18 protein-coding genes are annotated in these 20916 nt (G+C 51.5%); 14 read left to right on the forward strand and 4 right to left on the reverse strand.

The annotated features are described in order from the left end of the window. Window positions 1–2: 2 nt before the first annotated feature. Window positions 3–878, reverse strand: coding sequence for a MurR/RpiR family transcriptional regulator (locus MKY48_RS07785; RefSeq protein WP_098742499.1), 876 nt, complete (start codon window positions 876–878; stop codon window positions 3–5). A 290-nt stretch (window positions 879–1168) separates the two neighbouring features. Between MKY48_RS07785 and MKY48_RS07790 the strand changes: the two genes are divergently transcribed. The 7 genes from MKY48_RS07790 to MKY48_RS07820 all read left to right on the forward strand — a co-directional run bounded on the left by MKY48_RS07790 (window position 1169) and on the right by MKY48_RS07820 (window position 7845). After that, a complete protein-coding gene (locus MKY48_RS07790; RefSeq protein WP_006208732.1) occupies window positions 1169–1393 on the forward strand; it encodes a LuxR C-terminal-related transcriptional regulator in 225 nt (74 codons plus the stop codon). A gap of 275 nt (window positions 1394–1668) precedes the next feature. Further along, on the forward strand, window positions 1669–1941 hold the full coding sequence (locus MKY48_RS07795) for a hypothetical protein (RefSeq protein ID WP_339292649.1): 273 nt from the start codon (window positions 1669–1671) through the stop codon (window positions 1939–1941). A gap of 36 nt (window positions 1942–1977) precedes the next feature. Continuing rightward, window positions 1978–3771, forward strand: a complete 1794-nt coding sequence (locus MKY48_RS07800; RefSeq protein ID WP_339292650.1) for a sensor histidine kinase — start codon at window positions 1978–1980, stop codon at window positions 3769–3771. Next, window positions 3746–4531 carry a response regulator gene (locus MKY48_RS07805; protein WP_076323076.1) on the forward strand — a complete coding sequence of 262 codons (786 nt, stop codon included), beginning with the start codon at window positions 3746–3748 and terminating at the stop codon, window positions 4529–4531. The genes MKY48_RS07800 and MKY48_RS07805 overlap by 26 nt, the downstream gene beginning before the upstream one ends. A gap of 115 nt (window positions 4532–4646) precedes the next feature. Then, complete coding sequence (locus MKY48_RS07810; RefSeq protein ID WP_339292651.1) at window positions 4647–5966, forward strand: extracellular solute-binding protein; 1320 nt, start codon at window positions 4647–4649, stop codon at window positions 5964–5966. Window positions 5967–6065: 99 nt separating this feature from the next. Further along, a complete protein-coding gene (locus MKY48_RS07815; protein WP_076323078.1) occupies window positions 6066–6947 on the forward strand; it encodes a sugar ABC transporter permease in 882 nt (293 codons plus the stop codon). Window positions 6948–6960: 13 nt separating this feature from the next. Then, window positions 6961–7845, forward strand: a complete 885-nt coding sequence (locus MKY48_RS07820) for a carbohydrate ABC transporter permease (RefSeq protein WP_339292652.1) — start codon at window positions 6961–6963, stop codon at window positions 7843–7845. A 209-nt stretch (window positions 7846–8054) separates the two neighbouring features. Here the strand turns inward: MKY48_RS07820 and MKY48_RS07825 are convergent, their stop codons facing one another. The 3 genes from MKY48_RS07825 to MKY48_RS07835 are packed head-to-tail and all read right to left on the reverse strand — an operon-like array spanning window position 8055 to window position 10385. Further along, complete coding sequence (locus MKY48_RS07825; RefSeq protein ID WP_339292653.1) at window positions 8055–9440, reverse strand: nucleoside recognition domain-containing protein; 1386 nt, start codon at window positions 9438–9440, stop codon at window positions 8055–8057. Next, entirely contained in the window at window positions 9391–10137 is a 747-nt protein-coding gene (locus MKY48_RS07830; RefSeq protein ID WP_339292654.1) for a FeoB small GTPase domain-containing protein, read from the reverse strand. Before MKY48_RS07830 ends, MKY48_RS07825 begins: the two co-directional genes overlap by 50 nt. After that, window positions 10134–10385 (reverse strand): FeoA family protein, encoded by a 252-nt coding sequence (locus MKY48_RS07835; protein ID WP_339292655.1) that lies wholly within the window; start codon window positions 10383–10385, stop codon window positions 10134–10136. Before MKY48_RS07835 ends, MKY48_RS07830 begins: the two co-directional genes overlap by 4 nt. A 235-nt stretch (window positions 10386–10620) precedes the next feature. Between MKY48_RS07835 and MKY48_RS07840 the strand changes: the two genes are divergently transcribed. The 7 genes from MKY48_RS07840 (at window position 10621) to MKY48_RS07870 (ending at window position 20839) form a co-directional block, all read left to right on the forward strand. Continuing rightward, a complete protein-coding gene (locus MKY48_RS07840; protein ID WP_339293481.1) occupies window positions 10621–11688 on the forward strand; it encodes an NAD(P)-binding domain-containing protein in 1068 nt (355 codons plus the stop codon). Continuing rightward, on the forward strand, window positions 11669–11974 hold the full coding sequence (locus tag MKY48_RS07845) for a metalloregulator ArsR/SmtB family transcription factor (protein WP_215159549.1): 306 nt from the start codon (window positions 11669–11671) through the stop codon (window positions 11972–11974). Before MKY48_RS07840 ends, MKY48_RS07845 begins: the two co-directional genes overlap by 20 nt. 369 nt (window positions 11975–12343) lie before the next feature. Next, complete coding sequence (locus MKY48_RS07850) at window positions 12344–14068, forward strand: proline--tRNA ligase (protein ID WP_339292656.1); 1725 nt, start codon at window positions 12344–12346, stop codon at window positions 14066–14068. Window positions 14069–14589: 521 nt separating this feature from the next. Then, on the forward strand, window positions 14590–15600 hold the full coding sequence (locus MKY48_RS07855) for an MBL fold metallo-hydrolase (protein ID WP_339293482.1): 1011 nt from the start codon (window positions 14590–14592) through the stop codon (window positions 15598–15600). Between the two features lie 453 nt (window positions 15601–16053). Then, complete coding sequence (locus MKY48_RS07860; protein WP_339292657.1) at window positions 16054–17238, forward strand: glucose-1-phosphate adenylyltransferase; 1185 nt, start codon at window positions 16054–16056, stop codon at window positions 17236–17238. A 14-nt stretch (window positions 17239–17252) separates the two neighbouring features. Beyond that, window positions 17253–18356, forward strand: a complete 1104-nt coding sequence (glgD, locus tag MKY48_RS07865) for a glucose-1-phosphate adenylyltransferase subunit GlgD (RefSeq protein WP_339271532.1) — start codon at window positions 17253–17255, stop codon at window positions 18354–18356. 38 nt (window positions 18357–18394) lie between these two features. Further along, window positions 18395–20839 carry a glycogen/starch/alpha-glucan phosphorylase gene (locus MKY48_RS07870; RefSeq protein WP_339271534.1) on the forward strand — a complete coding sequence of 815 codons (2445 nt, stop codon included), beginning with the start codon at window positions 18395–18397 and terminating at the stop codon, window positions 20837–20839. The last annotated feature ends 77 nt before the right edge of the window (window positions 20840–20916 follow it).

Below are 20916 nucleotides of genomic sequence, written 5' to 3' on the forward strand. Positions count from 1 at the left end.
GGTTATTGTCCTCCTCGGCTTTTGCGATAGTTTTGAACATTAAGATATGATTGCTCCAGACGGGGAACATACGTAGAGAAGTCCCGACTGGCCATACCCATGAACAGGATGTCAATAATGTGAAGCTGGGCGATACGCGAAGCCATGTCTCCCCGGCGCATTCCTTCCTCTAATGAAGATGAATACAGTGTGATGTCTGCCAGAGCGGAGATGGCACTGCTTCGGTACGACGTGATGCTGACCGTGAAGGCGCCGGCGTCTTTGGCACAATTCAACGCATCGATGGTCTCCGGCGTTTCGCCGGAGTATGAAACAGCCACGGCAACATCGCTTGAAGTCAGTGTGGAGGCTGATGTGATCTGCATATGCGAATCTGCAAAAGCCGTGCAGTTTTTGCCGATCCGGATCAGCTTCTGGTAGAAGTCCTGTGCCACAATGGAAGAGGTAGCCACTCCGTACAGATCAATGCGCTTCGCGCGGCATAGGGCATCCACGGCACGCTCCAGCTGACCCAAATCGAGCAGCTCTGTCGTATCCCGGATCGAAGTCAGATGATTGGATTCAATCGCCTCGACGATGCCGGCAAGCGGGTTGCCAGCAACGATATCCTGGTAGCGCGTATTTCCCGTGCGCGAAGCCATCTCGGCATGAGCGATCTCGGCGGCAAGCTTGAGCTTAAAATCAGGATACCCCTTACACTGAAAGTTCTTACAAAAACGGGTTACAGTGGCAGCGCTGACCTCACACTGCTCTGCAAGATCTTTAATGCCCATATGCACAATCTCGGATGGAGCTGTCAAAATAAACTCTGCGAGTCGTCGTTCCTGACGGGGCAGACCTTCCTTTTCGACAGAAATAATATGCAAGATTGGTGTCATCAAAAGCCTCCTTCAAGGTTCCCGGTGAGCTTATTGCCTGGGCATAACGAATGGGATTTTCATTTTGAAAATAATTTTTAAAAACATGAAAAAATAAAGAAAATAATTTTTACACCCTCATCATAGACCAACCTACCAGAGGAAGCAAGGACAAAAATCGCCAATACGGGCCAATCGCCCAAATTGTTGGCCTCTTTCGCACCTTCCCCCCTCATCTGACATAAGATGAGTTGACTGTATCCCTTACCCTTGTTAGACCACACATACCCGGGCAAGGAGGGGTGACACCATTGAAGGGGACCGACCATAACAGCAAGTTCTTGTTAACCCACCGTGAACGCGAAGTATTTGAATTGCTAGTACAGGATAAAACGACTCGCGATATCGCCGGGCAGTTGTTTATTAGCGAAAAGACGGTGCGTAACCACATCTCCAATGTCATGCAGAAGTTAAACGTCAAGGGCCGTTCGCAAGCTGTCGTTGAGTTGATAAAACTCGGTGAGTTGAAGATCTGACACCATGCCGGTTGCATGAACGAAAGCACAGCGAAAGCCTTCCTTCCCGTAGCAACGGGAGTGAGAAGGCTTTTTTGTGTTTTCATTCCGGGAAAATATATTCTGTGATTGGAAATGGTAGGAACCGCCATGACAAATAGAGATATGTTAAAATGTTCGCAGTTGGTATTAGATGTAGCATTCGTCGTTTATACGTGATCATGGGGTTTGAATCGGCTAATCGTTTGGTAGTTATTTTGTACAAATAGCCTGTACATGTCGGAGGTGAAATAAACATGGGATGGATGATCGGGATGATGGCCGGAGTGGTTCTTGTTCTTCTTGTATTTGTAGGGTTCAGGCGCAAGAAAAGCAGCGGAAGTGAGCGTAATGTCATTCATTTGAAAAGAAAAACGCGAACCCGCAGCGGACAGGATGGACAAGCGTGCAGTAAATGCCGCCGCAAGCGCCAATTAATCTTTTACGCGGATGACTCCGGCGCTGTAAGAGGGCTGTGCACCGATTGCAAAAGAGAGCTTGAACGACATCAGGAATTATATCCCCTATAGTGAATAACAGTTCCCAATCGAAAGGGAGTGCAGAACTTGAACAGGTTTGGCAGGCTGAATACACTGCGGAATCAAATTTTCCTTGGATTTATGCTGGTGATGGTTATCGTATTGGCATTGGTCGGGGTGTTTGTATATGATCAGGTTTCGGCCTTGCTGCGCAACAGTGCGGAGAAACATATTCAGCAGACGGCCGTGCAGGCCACGGGTAAGCTGGATGCGCTGCTCAAGCAGGTGGATACATTGACGGCTCAAGTCTCGACGAACGCAACGGTTCAGCGTTTTCTGGCGCAGGAGACTGCGGGTAAGTCGATTACATTCGGAGAACGGCAGTCCCTTCAACAGGAGGTTCGTAAATATGAAGCCTATGCTACGGGCATCCGGTCGCTGGAATTATATACGAAGGACTATCGGCGGCTGTTTCCGCTGGATGAAGGCCGTCTGACCAGCCGGGTTAGGGGCGATTGGATTGCTGCGGCAGACCAGGGCATGGGGAAGCTGGTATGGTTCGGTCAGGATCCCCGGGATCCGGATGTGGTGGTAGCGGTACGGAGAATCCGTCTGATTGACCATTCCTTTGCCCACGGCGGGTACTTGCTCGTGAAGCTGGAGAAGGACTATTTTGCGCTGGCGGATTCGGCTGGCGGTACGGGCAGCGATTCGCGTGAAATGATGGGATTGTTTGATCAGGCTGGGAATGAAATCTCGTCGGATTTTGTTACCCCGGTGGATGCGAAGGAGGTTTTGCAACGCGAAGGGGAGACGGTTACGCTCGGTCATGAAAATTACATTGCCGTACAGAAACAGTCTGAGGCCACGGGTTGGAACTTGGTCATCTTGACACCTGTCGATTATACGACTGAGGGGATATCGGTGCTGCGAACCGCGATTATCGTATCCGGGGGCGTTGGTGCGCTGCTGTTTCTGATTTTAAGCTTTATTCTGACCACGATGATCATCCGGCCGATTTTGAATCTGATCAAAGCCATGCGCGGCGTGAGGCTGGGGACGCTGAGGCCCATTGCCGTCACCTCGAAGACGATGGAGATCAACGAGCTTAACAATTCATACAACCAGATGGTAGATTCGCTGAACGAATTAATCGAGGTCGTGTATCAGAAGGAAATCATTCAGAGCCGGACAGAACTTAAAGCGCTGCAGGCACAGATCAATCCGCACTTTCTCTTTAACACATTGGAAGCGTTTTATTGGGCGCTGGATGATCAAGGCGAAGAAGAGCTGGCCCAAATCGTGGTTGCGATGTCCGGCTTATTCCGTTACGTCATTAACCGCAAAGACGAGGATGAGTGGGTAACAATCAGGGACGAGCTGGATCATGCTGAACGTTATTTGATGATTATGAAAATGCGGATGCTGGACCGGTTATCCTGGAAAATTGAGGCCGATGAAGCTAGCAAAAGCGTGCCGATTCCGAAGCTGTTGATTCAGCCGATCGTGGAAAATGCGATCCTGCACGGGGTTGAGCAGCGATTGGGGCCAGGCGCTGTCATTGTGCGGGCGAATGCCTCCGATCGCCCTGGATATACGGTCATTTCGGTTACCGACGACGGCCCCGGAATGGACGAGGAGAGGGTGGCCTCTCTTTATTCCTCCATGGAAAAAGGATACACGGAATCTTCTAAAAAAAGCGGTGTCGGCATTGCCAATGTAGAGCAACGAATCCGGTTGTATTACGCTTCCGGACAAGCCGGCCTGCGTATTCACAGCGTGGTGGGTCAGGGAACGACGGTCTCATTTCAAATTCCGAATGATGTTCAGGCTAACGATGCCAAGGGGGAGAAGCATGAAAACGATACTGATCGTGGATGATGAACCGAGAACGAGGGAAGGGGTAAGAAAGACCCTGGAGGCATGGTCGTCTGGCCGCTGCAGAATCGTGACGGCATCAAGCGGCGTAGAGGCACTGGAGTGGCTGCAGGGACAGGTGGCTCATCTGGTGGTGACGGACATCCGCATGCCGGAAATCGGGGGACTCGAGCTCATAGAGAGATTGCACGAATTAGAGCATCCGCCGGTCATTATTGTCATATCCGGTTATTCGGTATTCGATTATGCCCGGAAAGCGCTGCAATATGGCGTCGTGGATTACCTCCTGAAGCCGCTGGATAAGCGGAAGCTGGTGGCTGCGGTCGAATCGGCTCTGGAACGCCGGGAAAAAATAGATCGGATCGAGCGGATGGAGAAGCTGGTGGATCCCAAACTGCTGGAGACGTCGCAGCAGGATAAGCGCTACAGCATCCAGGTACAGGAAGCGCTGAAGCACGTGGATCAGCATCTTCAGGAGTCGGTATCGCTTAAGGAAGTTGCAGACGTGCTTCATCTGAATTCCAGTTATTTCAGCGTGTTATTCAAAGAGCAGACGGGGCTCACCTTTAGCGAATATCTGACGCGCCGCAGGGTGCAGCGGGCCAAGGAGCTGCTGGCGGGCACCTCGCTGCCTGTCGCGGAAATTGCAGAGAAGGTAGGATACCAAACGGCAAAATATTTTGTGAAGGTGTTCCGTGATCTTGAGGAAGTAAGCCCGAGTCAATACCGCCATAGCGTATCTGATAGCGGGGCGGAAATCTAATAAAAGTGGAATTAGTCCCAATCATTATGACCTTATACAATCATCCCCTCACTGATAAAATTTGTTTAAAGCGGTTTCAATACGCGAACAGCATACTAGAAAAGGGGTTGTAAACGTGTTCAACAAAAAATGGACGGTTCTGCTTTTAACATGGTGTCTCGCTCTGGTTGCGGCTGGTTGTGGATCGAGCAACAGCAGCACGGGGGATTCAGGCAGCAGCGGCAGCGAAGGCGAGAAAGTTACGGTGAACTTCATGCACTTATGGCCGGCAGGCGTTTCTGCAGGACAGAACAAAATCGTGAATCAGATCATCGAAGAATATCAAAAAGAGAATCCGAACGTGACGATCAAACAGGAAGTTCTGGATAATGAGCAATACAAAAATAAATTGAAGGTGCTTTCCGCGTCGAACGAGCTTCCGGACGTAGGGGTGACCTGGGCAGCCGGATTCCTGAAGCCTTATGTAGAAGGCAGCTTGTTTGCGCCGGTAGATGATTTGCTGGGGGGTCAGCTTAACGGTAAATTCGTAGCTGGCACGACCGAGGCTTATGCGATTGACGGCAAAACGTATGCGCTTCCACTCGAGTTCAATATCGCGCCGGTATATTACAACAAAACGATATTCGAACAGCTTAACTTGGAAGTGCCGCAAACCTACGAAGAATTCAAGAATGTTGTGAAGGCGCTGTCCGATAACGGGATTGCTCCTATCGCACTAGGCAACAAGGACCGCTGGACCGGTTCGCTCTGGTACATGTACCTGGCAGATCGAATCGGCGGACAAGAAACGCTTGCCAGTGCAATTAGCGGTTCGGGTTCCTTCAAGGATGAATCGCTTGTAAAGGCAGCCGCAGAGGTTCAATCGCTGGTGGATGGCAATGCGTTTGTCAAAGGGTTCAACGGCTTATCCAACGAGGAAGCGAAATCCGAATTCCTGAACGGCAAAGCGGCCATGTACATGATGGGCACCTGGGAACTGCCTAACTTTACGACCAATGAAGAGATCCCGCAAGAGTTCCGCGACAGCGTCGGTTTCTTCAAATTCCCGACGGTTGAAGGCGGCAAAGGCGATATTAACAGCTGGGTAGGCGGACCGGGTGTTGGCTTGTTTATTGGCGAGAATTCCAAGGTGAAAGAGGAATCCAAGAAGTTCGTTGAGTATTTCGTAACCAAGTGGGGCGAGCAGTCCGTTACAGGTGCTGGTGTCATCCCGGCAACGAAGGTAGATACCTCAACGCTTGAGCTTCCACAACTGTACATCGATCTGTTTGATGAAATGAATCAAGCAAGCAGTATCACCTTGTTCGCGGATGTACAGATGGAGGCGAATGCCGCCGAGACGCATCTGAACATGATTCAGGCGCTCTTCGGCAAAGCCGTAACGCCGGACAAATTCTCCGAAGAGCATGATGCAGCGATCTCCAAAGGGAACTAAGACTCTTTAGGACAACAAAGAAACGGGACCCTGGTTTATCCGGCAGTGATGCCGGATAAATCTTTCCTCTAGACCATATGGAGAAAGGAGTCGGACACTTTGGATAAAGTGATGTCCAACAAAAAAATCATCGCGCTGTACGTGCTGCCTGCACTGCTTGTGATTATGGCCGTCGTTTATATTCCAATTCTATTGACCGCCTATTACGGACTGAACGAATGGAACGGCATTGGTGCAATGACCTTTATCGGACTCGATAATTACCAGGCGCTACTCTCGGACGGCAAGTTCTGGGATAGTGCATGGCACTCCCTGCTGTTAGCCGTATTCTCGGCTGCAAGCCTTATGATCTATCTGGCCGTGGCGATGGTGCTGGCCTCCAAGATCAAAGGCGCCAACCTGTTCCGTAAAATCTATCTCATACCCATGCTGCTGTCCTCCGTTGCGATCGCGCAGCTGTGGCTCCGCATTTACCACCCGACGAACGGGATTGTGAACAGCTTCCTGGAGTCCATCGGGATCACGAACCCGCCGGCATGGCTTGCTGAGTCGTCGCTTGTCTTGTTTGCTTTGTTTATTCCGATTCTGTGGCAGTATGCCGGTTTTTATATTTTGATCTATTATGCAGCTCTGAAGAACATCCCGGCATCGCTGGTTGAAGCTGCCAAGATCGACGGGGCAACCTCCATGCAAATTGCGTTCCGGATCAAGCTTCCACTCATCATGGAAGTGATTAAGGTTACGATCGTGCTGGCGGTGGTAGGTTCCTTGAAATATTTTGACCTCATCTTTGTCATGACGGACGGGGGGCCTAACGGCGCGAGCGAAGTGATGGCTTCCTATATGTATCATACGGCTTTCCGCGCTTATGATTTCGGTTACGGCAGCGCGATCGGGTTCTTCCTGCTGGTGATCTGTCTGATCGTAACGTGGGTCATCCGGAAATTAACGGCATCAAAAGAAACGATCCAATATTCATAAGGAGGGAAACTTCATGATATCTGGAGCCGCAGGACAACTCCAAGACGGGTGCGCTCGGTCTGGAAACGGAGTGGGAGGTAAGCTGGGTTACACGCTGCTGTATATCGTGCTGATCGGAGTAGCCGTATTTCAGCTGTTTCCGCTCGTATGGCTGCTGCTGTTCTCATTAAAAAACAATCAGGAAGTATTCGATCTTCCTCCGCTGTCCCTTCCGATGAATCCGCGCTGGGAGAATTACGAGAAGGTATGGAGTGCCGGCAACATCAGCGTTTATTTTCTGAATAGCGTCTGGATTACCGTCGTAGCAACAGCACTAACGGTCATATTAGGGAGTCTTGTCACCTTCGCGATTACCAGAATGAAGTGGAAGGGCAGTTCCTTTGTCCTCGGTTTGTTCATGGTTGCCATGATGATTCCGGTTCATTCCACCTTGATCCCGCTGTTCAGCATGTTCAACAAGGTTGGCTTGACCGATCATCCGATTTCTTTGATATTGTCGTACGTGGCTTTCAATATGCCGATTACGATTATGATTCTGCTCGGGTTTTATTACACGCTGCCAAAGGAAGTGGAAGAAGCAGCGGTCATGGACGGCTGCTCGGTTCACCGGGTCTTCTTCCGGATTGTGCTTCCGATGACGGGCTCGGTGCTCGCGACAACAGCCATTATTAACATGATCTACAACTGGAACGAGTTTATTTTCGTGAATACGTTTATCAGCTCGGATATGTTCAAGACCCTCACCGTTGGCGTGCAAAACTTTATCGGACAATATACAACCGATTGGGGTGCTATCGGCGCAACCTTGATGATCAGCATTTTGCCAATATTGCTGATGTTCCTTTTCCTCAGTGATCGTATCGTGGAAGGCATCGCTGCAGGGTCGGTGAAAGGTTAAGTTTCATAGAACTCATCCATTTCCGGATAAAAAAATATCGAGCCGCTTCAAGAGACTTCTTGGGGTGGCTCGTTTGCTTTATATATGTTTCTATTTGCAGCATGGCTATCAGAAGAAGAGGCATCCCAAGGTTGGATCAACCTTTTGGGATGCCTCATAGAATGTACGATTTTGCTTTGTTTGATGCAGATTCCATCCCTATCGTTACGTTAAACCCATCCCAATGCCCGAGCCACTTGAGTAACCAGGAAGGTAACGCCGATTGCGATAGCCGTCGGGATGGCAAAGGACAGGAACGTCCACTTCGCGCTTTTGGTTTCCTTCCAGATGTTGACGAGCGTGGTTCCGCAAGGATAGTGGAGCAGTGAGAACAGCATCATGTTTAGCGCGGTCAGCCAGGTCCAGCCTTGATCCAGGAAGATTTGCTTGAGGGCAAACATATCGGTAACCTCGGTCAGGGAGCCCGTAGCCAAATATCCCATCAGCAGGATTGGCAGCACGATTTCATTTGCGGGCAGTCCGATGATGAAGGCCATCAGAATGAAGCCGTCGAGTCCGAGCGCGCGCGCAAACGGATCAAGGAATTCAACGAAATGAACCAGAATGCTGGAATCGCCAATATAGATGTTGGCAAGTACCCAGGTAAGCACGCCGGCAGGCGCCGCTACGATAATGGCTCTGCGCAGGACATAGATGGTTTTATCCAGGGTTGACCGGAGAATCGTATTCAGAATCTTCGGTTTACGGTATGGCGGCAGCTCCAGGGTATAGTGGGAAGGAATGCCTTTCAAGGCGGTTTTAGATAATCCCCATGATACCGCGAGCGTGACAACGACACCGATCAGCACCATGCCCATAACAACGGAAGCCGTCACGAAGGTCTGGGCTCCTCCCGAAAAACCTGCAGCCATGAACAAGGAGGCCAGCAGGATCAGGGTTGGCCAGCGGCCGTTGCAGGGCACGAAGTTGTTGGTCAGAATGGCGAGCATTCGCTCCCGCGGCGACTCGATAATCCGGGTCGACATAATGGCCGCCGCATTGCAGCCGAATCCCATCGCCATGGTAAGGGACTGCTTGCCGTGCGCCCCCGTTTTTTTGAACAGGCGGTCCAGGTTAAAGGCTACCCGAGGCAAATAGCCATAGTTCTCAAGCAGCGCAAAGGCCGGAAAGAAGATGGCCATTGGAGGCAGCATGACACTGACGACCCAGGAGGTACCCCGGAACAATCCGAGTATCAGCACACCATAGAGCCAATCGGGAGCATGGAGAGCCTGAAAGGCCATCGTCAGGTATCCTTCGATCCAGCCAAAGAAACTTGCCAGCATGGAGGAAGGCACGTTAGCGCCTGCGATCGTTAAGTAAAAAATAACGCCGAGCATGGCCAGCATGATCGGAAATCCCCACAGCTTGGAGGTGAAGATGCGGTCCAGACGCTCGGAACGGTACAGAAGCTCCCGGTTGGTCACGGTGACGGCTTCACTGCACAGCTCGCGGGATTTTTTGAATAACTCACCCACGATATCTTCCCGAACATCCTCTACCTGCTCAGCAGGAATGATGGCTGTTAGAGCTTCCAAGCGCTTTAGCTGTTCCAAGTGAAATCCCCCCTTTATCCGAAGCTTTTAATCGGTCTTTCAGCGTCGCGATCAGCCTCCGGTCTCCATCGAGAAAACGGATGGCCAGCCATCTGGCTGGATATTCGTCGCCGAAAATGTCTCGTAATTCGGACTCCAGGCCGGAAATTTGCGCTTCCAGCTGTTCGTTATATTTCATCCGGTACGGCGTAGTCGGAGTCTGCCCTGTGCACATTAGAAGCAGCTGCTCGGACAGGGTATCCAGCCCGTCGTTATTTCTGGCCGATATCGGAATGACGGGAACGCCGAGCTGATCCGTAAGCTTGCGTGCGTTAATCTTGATTCCTTTTTTCTTCGCTTCATCCATCAGATTCAGGCAGACGATGACCCGGTCGGTCATTTCCAACACTTGAAGCGCAAGGTTAAGACTTCTTTCCAGCGCCGTAGAATCCAGAACCAGCAGGGTAACGTCCGGTTTCTCAAAAATAATATAATCGCGCGCCACTTCTTCATCGGCCGAGTTGGAGAACAAGGAGTACGTTCCGGGCAGATCGATAAATTGGAAGCGGGTGTCTTTGTAATCGTAATTGCCGCTGGCGAGACTGACCGTTTTACCGGACCAGTTGCCGGTGTGCTGCTTTAGGCCGGTGAGGGCATTAAAAAGCGTGCTTTTGCCCGTGTTTGGGTTGCCAGCCAGTGCGACAGTAAAAGTTCTCATGATGACATCACCTTACCCCAGATTAACTGACTTTCTTCTTTTCTTAATGCAATGACGGTACCTGCTACTCTATAAGAGGTGGGGTCACCGAGCGGGCTGGCTTTCAGCACTTCGATAACGGAACCCGGAACGAATCCGAGGTCCAGAAGCCGCCGTTTATGCTCCCCGCGGATATCCACCTGTTCAATCAGAAACCGCTCGCCGAGCGTTGCCTGATGCAAATGCTGCCTATTCTTTGTCTCATCCATAAAGTTTAACCTCTCCCTACTAAGTTGGGACGAGCATATAATGTTTCCTCGAAGCAACTTTATGCCTATAGTATGACTGAATGCGTGTGTTGTCAACTGAATTCATCAGATATTTATTCGAGTTTCATGCGGCGTTTGACGATGCAAGCACCATTTTATGCTTGAAGGGAGAACAAGATCCATGTAATATCTATATATGAGCAATTATTCATATAATTGGAGTGATACCTATATGATGTGGGATGTAATCGTTATCGGCGCGGGGCAGGCAGGATTGGCAACCGGCTATTGGTTGCGGCAGGCAGGGATGAAGTTTCTGTTGTTGGATCGGGGATCGGAGGCAGGCGATGCATGGAAGACGAGATATGATTCGCTGAAGTTGTTTACACCGAGAACTCACAGTGCATTGCATGGAATGAGGATAGGTGGGGATCCGGACGGGTTCCCGGACAAAGATGAAATGGCTTCCTATCTGAAATCCTATGCAGAACGGTTTAAGCTGCCCATCCAATTTGAGACGGATGTGAAGTGTGTCCATAAGGAAGAAGACAGGTTTATAATCGAAACCCATGAGAGAGAATATCATGCGAAGTCGCTAATTATCGCTACCGGGCCGTTCCGGCAGCCTCGCATTCCGGCGTTTGCAGCATCGGTTCCAGCGGATATTGTCCAGCTGCACTCCTCCGATTACAGACGACCTTCCCAGTTTCAAGAGGGCGGCGTTCTTGTAGTTGGCGGCGGGAACAGCGGGGCGCAGATAGCGGTCGAACTGTCTGGCGGTCGGGAAACGTATTTGGCTCTTGGACAGCAGCCGCGGTATTTACCCATGACCGTTGGGGGCAAGGGGATGTTCTGGTGGTTGGACAAACTCGGCATTTTATCAGCCAGCGGTTCCTCCTGGGTGGGACGTAAGCTGAAGCGTCGGGGAGACCCGATTTTTGGATATGAATTGAAACAAGCGGTCAAGTGCGGTAAAGTGGTGTTGAAAAAGAGAGCCGTTGATGCCGGCGCTTCCGGCATGCGATTCGAGGATGGAACGGAGCTTAAGGTTCGGAATATCATCTGGGCAACCGGCTTTGTTTCCAGCTATGATTGGCTTCATGTGGATCAAGCGCTGAATCATAAGAAGGCTGTTATTCATACACGCGGCATCAGTCCGGTGAAGGGGCTCTATTATGTAGGTTTGCCTTGGCAGACGCACCGGGGCTCCGCACTCTTGGCAGGAGTTTCACGGGATGCCCGCGAAATCGTTCAAGCCATTATGGAGAAGAGGGGATTAGTTTATGGAAAAAGAGCACCATGAGCTGCTGCACGAAGACCAGGCCATGGAAGCGTCACGACTGCTGAAGGCCATTTCGGATCCGACGCGGATTCGCATTCTTCATTTGCTCTCGCAAGAAGAATGCCCGGTCGGCCATATTGCCGAGGTGCTTGGCATGAGTCAGTCGGCGGTATCCCACCAGCTTGGCTATCTGCGCAGTTTAAGACTGGTCAAATTCCGCAGGGACGGGAATACATATTTTTATACGTATGAAGATGAGCATGTCATCGGGATCTTGCGGCAAGTGCTGGATCATATCGCTCATTAAGTATGCCTGTCCTTTTCATGCTTGACATTCTGAACGTTGGGCTGTAATGTATTGGAAAATGAATTTCCCGTGAATAACGATCATCAAGGACATGAGGATGCATGATTCAGCGAGACAGAAAAGAAGCCCCCGGCTGAAAGGCTTCCACCGCTTGGCTGCGTCCTTCCTACCTTGTAGTTGCCCGCTGTCAACAAGCGGAGCCGGTTCGGCCCGTTACCGCCTTATGAAGCATCTTGCAAGGAGCGCCTTTTGCGCCTCACAAGATGGAATCAGGGTGGTACCACGAGCACATTCGTCCCTAGGAGCGAATGTGCTCTTTTTTGCGCTCAGGCAGGTTCATTCATGGAGATAAGAAGGAGTATGAGGAAGATGCGGCAAAGCCAATTATTGATGACAACGATGCGTGATGTGCCTTCCGAGGCGGAGGCACTAAGCCATCAATGGATGCTCCGTGGCGGTTATATCCGTCAAACGGCGGCAGGAATCTATTCGTATTTACCGCTGGGATGGCGGGTCTTGCGGAAGATCGAAGCGATTATTCGGAAGGAAATGGATGCCTCTGGCGGGCAGGAGATGCTCATGCCCGCTGTCCAGCCCGCCGAGCTGTGGAAGGAATCGGGCAGGTACGATATTTACGGATCGGAACTCATCAGGCTGCATGACCGCCATGACCGGGAGTTCGTGCTTGGGCCAACCCATGAAGAAGTGATTACGTCTATCGTTCGCCAAGAGATTTCTTCCTACCGGAAGCTGCCGGTGAACCTGTACCAAATTCAGAGCAAATACCGGGATGAGCGGCGTCCGCGTTTCGGCCTGCTGCGGGGCCGTGAATTCCTGATGAAGGATGCGTATTCTTTCGACCGGGACTGGGAGGGCCTGGATGTGTCCTACCGGAACATGTATGAAACGTATGAACGAATCTTTAGGCGCTGCGGTCTGACGTTCCGGGCGGTGGAAGCTGATGCAGGTGCCATTGGTGGGCAAGGGGAAACCCATGAGTTTATGGCGCTGGCGGATATAGGCGAGGATACCGTTGTTTCGTGTTGCGATTGCAGTTATGCAGCAAATCTGGAGCGTGCGGAGTCTAAGGTTCCGGCTGAGCAGGCTGATAGGAAGTCCGCGGCCGCTGACGGTCATTCTGCCATAGAGCAGATATTGACGCCAAATGTGAAGAGTATTCAGGAATTGACTAACTTCCTCCAAATCGGCTCGGAGCAATTGATCAAGACACTGATTTACCAAGTGGACGGAGAACGAGTCGCGGTCCTTGTCCGGGGAGACCGTGAAGCAAACGAGGCAAAAGTGAAGTCTTACCTAGAAGCAGAACTCGCGGAATTAGCGAGTGCCGAAGAGGTGATGCAGGCGACGGGAGCCCCAGTCGGGTTTGCGGGACCGGTAGGCCTTTCCCTAAAAGTATTGGTCGATTACGAAGTAGCAGCGATGGCAGAGGGGATTACCGGTGGCAACCAAGGGGATCTCCATTTAAAGGGGGTCCGCCCAGGACGTGATTTTTCGCTGGAGTATACCGGCGACTTTCGGAATGTAATCGAAGGAGAACCTTGCCCGCGCTGCGGAGCACCGCTCGAATTTCATCGCGGGATTGAGCTTGGACATGTGTTCAAGCTGGGTACGAAATATAGTGACGCCATGAACGGTATGTATCTGGATTCCGACGGGCGGGAGAAACCGCTGATCATGGGCTGCTACGGTATTGGCGTCTCCCGCGTCATGGCCGCCATCGCCGAGCAGCGTATCTCGGATGAGCGATTGGTCTGGCCGATGTCCGTCGCTCCGTTCAAGGTGCACATTATCCCGGTTGCGGTTAAGGATGAGGCCCAAATGAAACTGGCTGAACATATCTACAGCGAGCTGAACAAAGCTGGTCTGGAGCCGCTGTTGGATGACCGGGACGAACGGGCCGGCGTCAAGTTCAAGGATGCCGACCTTGCCGGCGCTCCGCTGCGTCTGATCGTTGGCCGCGGTGCAGCTAACGGAGAGGTCGAATGGATGGGCGAGGACGGAATCAAGATCCACCTGCCTGTCGAGGAAGCCATCCAGCGCTCACGCGAGGAGGTAGCCCGCCAGCTGAAGTGAATTTTCAAAATGAGTCGAGTATTCAGCTCAAGAGAATCTACAGTTTGTCAAAGGATAAGGCATCCCCAAGGTTGTATGACTTTTGGGGGATGCTTTTTTGTTTATGAAGATTGGTCATTTGCTAATAAGCCATGAGGAGCTTATTTGATGGTTAGCTTGATTATGAACAAGCACAAAGCAGCGGAGCGGACGAATCGATTCCGGAAAAGCGGGAGCGGTCGCCTTTGCCCTCGGATTTTTACAATAGATTAAAACAGTAAGAAAAATCCGAGGGCAACAGCGATTGGAGGAACGATACGTATGTGAAGCGTCCCTTTAATGGAACATACTAGCTGCTCACTTCAATCTTTAAATCCTTGCACTAACATTGCACTACTGTGATACCTTATCTTCCCGTGAAACCGACACTTCGGCAAATCCAGGAAACAAACCATCCCAGCCTGCTATACTTATCCTGGTTACAAGCTTATGATGAAAGAGTCGAATTTGAAGTCATAATGCGGATGGAGGTTGCATCTACAATGAATCAGGAAGAGAAGGGATCAAGCCCGGACATTCATTATATAGAAGAACATCAGCTCAGTCAGGTGAAGATTACATTGTCCAATCCCTTAAGATGGGTGAACAGCTATGTGCTGCGCGGAGATGACGGTATGACCGTCATCGATCCGGGGCCGCGTACGGCTGCTTCGGAGCGGGAATGGCTGGCGGCGATGGAGCAGCTCGGGTTCGGATTTAGCGACATCAACTCGATCGTGCTGACCCATCATCACCCGGACCACTATGGGCTTGCCGGGTGGTTTCAGGAGCGGTCGGGCGCCAAGGTGTGGATGTCAGAGCGGGCGCATCGGGAAGCGATGCTCATGTGGGGAACAGATTCCACGATGGATCATGCGCTCCCGGCGTTCTTCCAGCAGCATGGCATGCCGGAAACCAAGCTTTCCCTGCTGCCGGAGCATCTGAACGGCTTCTTCCCCCAAGTCACGCCGCAGCCGGACATATCGTTTATCGGCGAGGACCTGCCGTTTCGGATGGGCAACCGGATATGGGTACCGGTGCAAACGGCCGGCCATGCTCCGGGGCATCTGTCGTTCTTCCATGCGGAGAGCGGCGTTCTGTTATGCGGCGATGCCGTGCTGCCGCAAATTTCGCCCAACGTGAGCCTGCTGCCCGGCAGCGACGCCGAGCCGCTGGCGCTTTTCCTTGCAGGGCTGCGCCGCCTGCACGAACTGCATGTCCGGACGGCGTACCCCGGACACCGCCACCCGTTCACGCATTTCCGTGAACGGATCGATGCGCTCCTCCTCCATCACGAGGAGCGCCTGGTTACCATCGCCGGCATGCTGAGCGCTGCCGGACGGCTAACCGCCTTCGAGGTCTGCACCGCCCTCTTCGGCGAGAAGCTCGGCATCCACCAGCTGCGCTTCGCCATGTGCGAATCGCTGGCCCATCTCGCCGAGCTGACCCGCCGCGGGGAAGCCGAGATGATCGAAACCGGGGACGGAATGCGCTATTTTTCTGTACGGAAATAGCCGCATTCCTGATATAATCAAGACATGAATAAAACCGTCTGCTTGTACGTTGACTTCCATCATGCGTAGAAAGGGCGGTTTTTTGTTTAATAGATTTAGAAGGTTACAATGTGGAGCATCCGTTGTCTGATACTGACCAGATCGTTACCCGCATAAATGCCGCAATCAGGATGCTTGGAAAGCGGCACCACGGCACTTTTTCTCTAGAGAAGAAGGCGCGTTCATTCCTAAGAAGGGGCTTTCTCCTGATTAGAGTCAGAGTTTCTCTCTGCCCCGCATATAGTTGATATACCTTGCTGTTTAAGCAAGGCATCCCCTCAAGCGTTTTTTTCTTAATTACTCATCACCATGATCCACTCCACCATATTGGTATCGAAGCGTTCCCTTGGTTCAATCCGCAATTTTCATGTTATAGGATTCGTATCTCATAAAGCCCCTAAAGGAGAATCTGTCATGAAGAAAAAAGATGTGGTCGCCATGCTGCTCGCAGGAGGTCAAGGCAAACGGCTGAAAGGCCTGACGAAGACGCTGGCCAAGCCGGCTGTTTATTTTGGGGGTACATACCGGATTATTGATTTTCCGCTGAGCAACTGCTCCCATTCGGGAATCGACACGGTCGGGGTGCTAACCCAGTATGAACCTCTGGTTCTGCATTCTTACATTGGCGTAGGAAGCGATTGGGATATGGACCGGTTGAATGGGGGCGTATTCGTGCTCCCGCCCCATGAACGCGAGGACGGGACGACCTGGTACCGCGGGACGGCGGATGCGATTTATCGGAACCTCAAGTTTATTGATCAGTACGATCCCGAGCACGTTTTGATTTTGTCGGGAGATCACATTTATAAAATGGATTACGACCGCATGCTGACTTATCACAAGGAGAAGGATGCGGATTGCACCATCTCAGTCATTGAGGTGAGCCTGGATGAAGCGAAGCGGTTCGGCATGGTGAATACGGATGAGAACTACCGGATTTTCGAGTTCGAGGAGAAGCCTGCCCACCCGAGGAGTACAACGGCATCCATGGGCGTTTATCTGTTCCGCTGGAAGCTGCTGCGATCTTATTTAATGCGGAATGCAGAGCTTCCGGATACAAACCATGATTTTGGCAAAGACATTCTGCCGAGCATGCTAGAGGACGGCAAAACACTGTACGCTTATCCGTTCGAAGGGTACTGGAAGGACGTCGGCACCATCGAGAGCTTATGGGAAGCTAACATGGATCTGCTCTGCAAGCACCCCAAGCTGGACTTGAACGATCCGATGTGGCGCATTTACACCCGGAACCCGAATCAGCCCGCAGAGTATATTTCTCCAACCGGCGTCGTCCGGAACAGCATGATTAACGAGGGCTGCACCGTATGCGGCGAGGTAGAGCATTCGATCCTCTTTTATGGGGTGGAGGTAGGGGAAGGCAGCGTCATTACTGATTCCGTCATCATGCCCAAGGTGCGTATCGGCAGCCATGTACGCATACACCGGGCTATTATCACCGAGGACATGGTTATTCAAGATCATGCCGTCATCGGTCCGCCTGAGGAAGATCCATCCCGAATTGTGCTTGTAAGCGATCAAGATGAAGACGTCCTGAAGCTGCTTCAATCGTCGTCTTCGTCCCATAATAATCAAGGTTAGGACGGGATACGCAGATGAGAGAACTCATGGGTATCATTAATTTGGAGCATGAACGGGATGTGCTGAGTGAATTGACGTATTACCGGTGCGGGGCTGCTGTGCCATTCGCGGGAAGGTATCGCCTGATCGACTTTGTGATGTCGAATATGATGCATGCGGGCATTGAGGATATTGCGCTGTTCGTTCGCAGGAAATACCGCTCCCTGATGGATCATCTGGGTGAAGGCCGGCCGTGGGATATGCACCGCAAGCGTGGCGGCCTATTCATACTTCCACCGGATTGGAATGATGAAGCCGATGTGTCCGCTGGCGAGCTGCGGCATATTTATAACAATCTCGATTTTTTTGAGCGTGGAGCTGCAAAGCATATCGTGCACTCCGGCAGCCAGCATATCAGCACGGTCGATTTGAACGAGGTGTACGAATACCATCTGGAGCAGGGTGCTGACGTGACGCTTGTTTATACAAGGGTAAATGCGGCGAGGGAAGAGCATCGTTCCTGCACCCGGCTCGATGTCGATGAGGACGGCATGGTAACGGATATTCATTACGATCATAAGCATGATGCGGTATACATGGAGATGTTCGTGATGGAGAAATCGCGGTTTCTTGAGATGGCCGATCATTGCATCGCCCATGGGGGCAATCACTTTTTCCGGGACGCGATTATGCATAACCGGAACAAGCTGAACATTGCGGGATATGAATACCGCGGGTATCACGCGGTGATCAATTCGCTCGAAAGCTATTACCGTACCAGCATGAACCTTCTGAACCCGAAGGCGTACAACAGCTTATTCCGCAAGCAGGCGGTCCACACCAAGATCAAGTATGAGGTTCCCGCCAAATATTTGAATTCAGCCGATGTGAGCAATGCGCTGGTCGCCAACGGTTGCCAGATCGACGGGGAAGTAAAGAACAGTATTCTGTTTCGCGGAGTACAGGTAAAGCGAGGCGCAAGCATCCATAACTCCATCATCATGCAAAAATGCATCATAGGCGAGAACGTGAGGCTGGAGAACGTCATACTCGATAAAGATGTGATGATCTCGCGAGATCATAAGCTTCAAGGCGATTTTCGCAAACCTTTTGTCATTGCCAAGGACATCTCGATTTAATCGCAAAATAATACGAATCCGTCAGGAGGAACTTTCTTTTGTTTAACAACAAGGAAACATTCAAGCAGGTCTTTACGGAGCAGTTGGTGAGTCGGTTGGGGAAGGGACTTGAGGAAGCGACGGCTGAGGATGTATACAAAATCCTCGGCGGCATGATTCGGGAGTATGTCGGACGGGAATGGGCGGCTGCCAATCGGATATACCGGGATACCGGGCAGAAGCAGGTGTATTATTTCTCGCTTGAATTTTTGATCGGACGGCTGCTGGGAAACAATCTGCTGAACCTGGGTGTACTGGATATGGTCCGCAGCGGCCTTTTGGACCTGGGATGGAATTTGGAAGAGATTGAGGAGCAGGAACCGGACGCGGGGCTCGGCAACGGGGGGCTCGGACGTCTTGCGGCATGTTTTCTCGATTCGTTGGCGTCGCTAAGCTATGCAGGCCATGGGTGCGGCATCCGGTATAAGTACGGATTGTTTGAACAGAAGATAATTGACGGCCATCAAGTCGAGCTGCCGGACAACTGGCTCCAGCGGGGCAACGTCTGGGAAGAGCGGCGGGCTGACAAGGCGGTGGAAGTCCAATTCTGGGGTTGCGTGGAAGTGGATGTGCAGGAGGGGCGAACCGTATTTCACACGGTGGATTATGAGCGTGTTCAGGCTGTGCCCTACGACGTTCCGGTGATCGGTTATGGCGAGGGGCAGGTAAATACACTGCGGCTGTGGAGCGCCGAGTCCGCTTCGGATATATCCAGAATCCGTTCGGCCCATCATCATAACAGCTATTATAAATTTTTGGAATATAACCGTTCGGTCGAATCGATATCGGAGTTTTTGTACCCGGATGATTCGGCATACGAAGGCAAGCTCCTTCGGCTGAAACAGCAGTACTTCCTCTGTTCCGCAGGCGTTCAGAGCATTCTTAGAACGTTCGACAAGCTGGGACGGACCTATCATGAACTTCCCGAGCATGTTGCCATTCATATCAATGATACCCACCCGACGCTGGTGATTCCGGAGCTGATGCGGATTCTGATCGATGACAAGGGCTTCGGTTGGGATGAGGCATGGGACATCGCGAGCCGGACCGTATCCTACACGAACCACACCTTGCTTAGCGAAGCGTTGGAAAAATGGCCTGCCGGCATGGTTCGTGAGCTGCTGCCGCGCATTTACATGATGATTGAAGAGATCAATAAACGCTTCTGCGGCATGCTGCTGGAACGCTATCCAGGGGACCATGAGCGCATATCGCAGCTCGCCATCATCGAAAGCGACCAGATCCGCATGGCCAATCTGGCGATTGTGGGTAGCTATCATGTGAACGGCGTAGCTGCGCTGCACACGGAACTGCTGAAGACCCAGGTCATGAAGCCGCATTATGAGCTGTATCCGGAGCGATTCAGTAATAAAACCAACGGGATTACCCACCGGCGCTGGCTGATGCACAGCAACCCCGGCCTGAGTCAATTGATCTGCGACGGTATCGGCACTTCATGGATCACGGATCCTCATCAATTGATCCAGCTCAAGTCACTCAAGACCGACACCGCCTTTCAGCAGGGGATTCAGCGGACCAAACGGAGCAATAAAGAACGGCTTGCCGAATACATCGCCAATAAGCAAGGGGTCGTGATCAATCCCGATTCCATATTCGATGTCCATGTGAAGCGGCTGCACGGTTACAAGCGGCAATTGTTGAATATTTTACGAGTGATGCACGTGTATAACGAGATTAAGGATCAGCCAAGCGCGGATCGCGTTCCCCGTACCGTCATTTTTGGGGCGAAGGCAGCGCCGGGTTACTATCTGGCCAAAAGCATCATCAAACTCATTAATGTCGTTGCCGAAGTCGTGAATAAGGATCCGCAGGTCAATGACAAACTCCAGGTGCTGTTCCTGGAAAATTATTCGGTGTCTCTGGCGGAGAAGATTATTCCCGCAGCCGATGTGAGCGAGCAGATTTCCACGGCTGGCAAGGAGGCATCCGGCACGGGAAACATGAAGTTCATGATGAACGGTGCGTTGACCATCGGCACGCTGGATGGGGCTAACGTGGAAATGTTCGAGCTGCTCGGCAATGAGAATATGTTCCTGTTCGGTTTGAAGCTGGAGGAAGTGCTCGAGTATTACAGGACGGGAGCTTATGTATCCAGGGAACGGTATGAGCAGGATCCGAGAATCGCCCGCGTGCTGAATCAGTTGATATCCTCAGGACCGTTCTGCTGTCACGAGTTGGAGTTTGGTCAGATTCTTCAGTCCCTGCTGGATCATAACGATGAGTTTTTTGTATTAGCGGACTTTTCCAGTTATGTGGCAACCCAGTCGGATATCGATGATGCTTATTTGAATAGTGGATCCTGGACCGAGAAGTCAATTGTAAATATCGCACACTCGGGACATTTCTCCAGTGATAACACGATTCACCGTTATGCATCCGACATCTGGAATGTTTCTCCTGTTAAAGTCGGTGTGAATAGATAATCTATCTCTATTACAAAATCTAAAAAAAGAACCCCGCCATAGGCTTGGCGGGGTTTCCATAGGTGCTCTATTGGAAT

This window comes from Paenibacillus sp. FSL W8-0187, assembly GCF_037969755.1.
Lineage (GTDB): Bacteria > Bacillota > Bacilli > Paenibacillales > Paenibacillaceae > Paenibacillus_AQ.

Excerpts from the sequence above, each read along its gene's own strand:
- MKY48_RS07785 (WP_098742499.1), bottom strand. The coding sequence starts at position 878 with ATGACACCAATCTTGCATATTATTTCTGTCGAAAAGGAAGGTCTGCCC.
- MKY48_RS07795 (WP_339292649.1), top strand. The coding sequence starts at position 1,669 with ATGGGATGGATGATCGGGATGATGGCCGGAGTGGTTCTTGTTCTTCTT.
- MKY48_RS07805 (WP_076323076.1), top strand. The coding sequence starts at position 3,746 with ATGAAAACGATACTGATCGTGGATGATGAACCGAGAACGAGGGAAGGG.
- MKY48_RS07820 (WP_339292652.1), top strand. The coding sequence starts at position 6,961 with ATGATATCTGGAGCCGCAGGACAACTCCAAGACGGGTGCGCTCGGTCT.
- MKY48_RS07830 (WP_339292654.1), bottom strand. The coding sequence starts at position 10,137 with ATGAGAACTTTTACTGTCGCACTGGCTGGCAACCCAAACACGGGCAAA.
- MKY48_RS07835 (WP_339292655.1), bottom strand. The coding sequence starts at position 10,385 with ATGGATGAGACAAAGAATAGGCAGCATTTGCATCAGGCAACGCTCGGC.
- MKY48_RS07840 (WP_339293481.1), top strand. The coding sequence starts at position 10,621 with ATGTGGGATGTAATCGTTATCGGCGCGGGGCAGGCAGGATTGGCAACC.
- MKY48_RS07845 (WP_215159549.1), top strand. The coding sequence starts at position 11,669 with ATGGAAAAAGAGCACCATGAGCTGCTGCACGAAGACCAGGCCATGGAA.
- MKY48_RS07850 (WP_339292656.1), top strand. The coding sequence starts at position 12,344 with ATGCGGCAAAGCCAATTATTGATGACAACGATGCGTGATGTGCCTTCC.
- MKY48_RS07855 (WP_339293482.1), top strand. The coding sequence starts at position 14,590 with ATGAATCAGGAAGAGAAGGGATCAAGCCCGGACATTCATTATATAGAA.
- MKY48_RS07860 (WP_339292657.1), top strand. The coding sequence starts at position 16,054 with ATGAAGAAAAAAGATGTGGTCGCCATGCTGCTCGCAGGAGGTCAAGGC.
- glgD (WP_339271532.1), top strand. The coding sequence starts at position 17,253 with ATGAGAGAACTCATGGGTATCATTAATTTGGAGCATGAACGGGATGTG.